Source organism: Winogradskyella ursingii (genome assembly GCF_013403975.1).
GTDB lineage: Bacteria > Bacteroidota > Bacteroidia > Flavobacteriales > Flavobacteriaceae > Winogradskyella > Winogradskyella ursingii.
Map to the genome: position 1 here is coordinate 1 of NZ_JABFDH010000012.1, position 2,858 is coordinate 2,858.

Sequence of the window (2,858 nt, forward strand, 5' to 3'; positions counted from 1 at the left end):
TATTATAAAATTCAGGGTTTTATTATTCACTTATTAAGTTCAATTAGTATTGATTGGTTTTAATGAATGCCAACGGTTTTGTGTATGATTTCGTTACGGAAAAATGGGCGACCATTTTTCCGATTAAGAACGAAAGATAGCAAAAATGCGTGGAATTTCCGATAGGAAATTCCGCCGTAATGAATTATACACGTTGTTGCCAACTGGTTTTATTTTTCCACACGAGTTAAATTCGGATGCTTTTTTCAATTCCGTTATTTTCTTTTTTACATTAAAATCTCAAAAAATATTCGAGTTTCATTCCGCTTTTTTCCGAACGTTTTGCCTTTCCAATATTCAGCACGAACCTTTGGAAATCTAAATTTTCGTCGTTAAAAACAAAAGCTGGGAAAATCCATTTTCATAAAGTTCAGCCGCAAAGTTTAGCGGTTCTGTTATTCAGCCAAAGCTTTTGGGTTTACTAAATTTTCGATGCAAAAACTGACTTTGGGCAAGCCGAAATTCAGTACTTCGACTTCGCTCAATAACCACGTAATTTTCCGCAACATTTTCAATTCCGCTTGAGTGAAATTCCGAGTTGTTTTTTCCAATTCAGAATTTCAATTTTCCTTTCTTAAAAATCAAAAAACTTTAAAGTTAGCACGATTTTCGTTGGTTTGGTCAACTTGTTGGCAACGGTTTTGTATAAGAATAGTAGCGGTTTTTGAAACCCAAACTTTTCGGATTATATTAAACCTTAAATATAAAAAAAGCAGCTTGGTTTAAGCACCGAAGCCGCTATTATTTTTATACGTTGTTGTACGCTGGCTTTATTCCTGCTTTGGTCTTGAAAGTTTGAAATATTGGTTTGCAGTTTCGTCAAGTCTTTCGGAAATTTTCTTGAAATTCTTTTGATTTGGTTTAAGGTCAACGTATTTCTCTATTATGGTGCTCCGTTTGTAAAGCAAAATTGTATTTCTCACGTTTGGGTCAATCTTATTCAAATGCACTTCTGAAGTTTTATCCTTAAAAGAAGGTACAAAAGTCAAGGCAACTTTTTTTAGACCGAGTTCAGTTCCAAGTTTTTCCAATTCCTGTGTTCTTTCGTTTTTATTGTAGTTCGTTTCTTTGCCATAAACAAAATATACTTTTAAATACTTTTCTCTTTTTTGGCTTTCTGTATCCAAAAATTTAAGCCAATTTTTTATTTCGTTCCAATTTGGTTTGTTGCCTACAAAATATAAAATTCCGTGATACCAACCGTATTTGCAAATCGGACAGGTTTTGGTGCCTTTGTCAGCTCCATAAGCGTGGAATGGTGTAAAGGAAATAACATCTTCGCCAATGTTCTTGCCTAAACTCTTTTTACTAATATTCTCTATTGGATAATCGGGAATATTCAAGCCTAAAATGATATCGCGTTCGCCAATCCACATATTGTCTTTTTGTACAAATCTTATTACACCGCTTCCTCCACGATTTTCCATATTTATTCTGCGTTTAGTGTTTAAAAGTGGGTCATTGTCAAACACAAAATCGTCTATGTAATAAGGTTCGTCCATATTTACCTCGCTAACAGTTATGTGAATATGTGCAGGTTCGCCTCTACTTGGATAAGTTCCTGGTTTTATGGTGTAAATAGAATAGTTACCTTGCTCATCTGTTTTTAGCCAACCTCTGATGTAACCGTGAGTTTGGCCTAATCTATTTTTGGGCATATTTCTTTCTTCGTTTTCTTTAATAGCGTAAATTCCGTTGGCGTTTGTTTGATAATAATAAAGAATTACGTTTGAAGCTCGTGTTTTGCCGTCTACTTGATAAACTGTTCCTGTCAACAAAATTTTCTGACCTTTTTCTTTAAACGCAGGACTTGTATCGATTGCGGATAAGTTTTGTGGCATCTTGTAATAGAATGGCATTGAATTATCAAAATCATCACTTAAAATTTCGGTCTCTTTTTTAGTGTTTTGACTGTTACAGCTTAAAAAATTTAAACAAGCTAACAGCAGAAAAACTATTTTAAAATTTCGTGTCATTTATAAAATATTTCCAATAAATGTAGGTATTGATGTGGTTGTTAACACTATATTTTGTTACGAATTGTCTATGTGGTGTGAATAAATAGCTTACTGGATTAACTGTTTCCAATTATTTCTGAAATGTCTGCTTAAGCGAATAACCTGACCGTTTTTAAGTGTTGCATCATAATCGCCATTATTTCTTGATTTTATTTCTTTGACGTAAGTAGCGTTAATAATTGATGAACGATGCACTCTTAAAAAAATAGTTGGGTTGAGTTCAGTTTCAAATTCCTTTAGGCTTTTATTTTCCATAATCTTTTTGCCATTTGTGTGAACAATGGAATAGGGTTTATCAGTCGAAATAAATTGTATAGTTGAAGTTGAAACACTTAAAATTTTTGAACCTATTTTTAATTTTATTTTATCGGAATAAGTTTTTTTTAAATTGGTAGAGTTACGTTTTGAAATATAAATTGCAGGGAAAATGATATACCACAATAAAGCGATATAGAATTGATTAGAAAACACACTATTGAAAATATTAGAAAACCGATGCGTTGGCGAAAAAACTATGCTACTGACTATCACAAATAAAGACGCAAACAATGTAATATGCAAGAAGCTAAAAAATAATCCAATCCCAATATTAAAAGGGAGTCTGGTTAATTTATTCTTGCGATTGACAATTTTAACAAGTCGGTTTGCAAGAATGGTGAGAGGAATAAAAAAAACCCAAAACGTATTGTAGAGTGATGATTCCGATAGATAAAAACCTGTTTGTTGTATTCTGCTATAAATGTAATCTTGAAGTACAGCCAATAGAAAAACAAAAACCACAATTATTAGGTAAAATGGTAG

The 2,858-nt window shown here is 32.5% G+C and carries 2 protein-coding genes; both read right to left on the reverse strand.

Annotated elements, in window-relative coordinates:
- Positions 1–809: 809 nt before the first annotated feature.
- Positions 810–2,015 carry a dioxygenase family protein gene (locus tag HM983_RS15705; protein ID WP_179346696.1) on the reverse strand — a complete coding sequence of 402 codons (1,206 nt, stop codon included), beginning with the start codon at positions 2,013–2,015 and terminating at the stop codon, positions 810–812.
- Positions 2,016–2,105: 90 nt separating this feature from the next.
- The coding region (locus HM983_RS15710; protein WP_179346697.1) for a LytR/AlgR family response regulator transcription factor at positions 2,106–2,858 on the reverse strand (753 nt) is incomplete at its 5' end.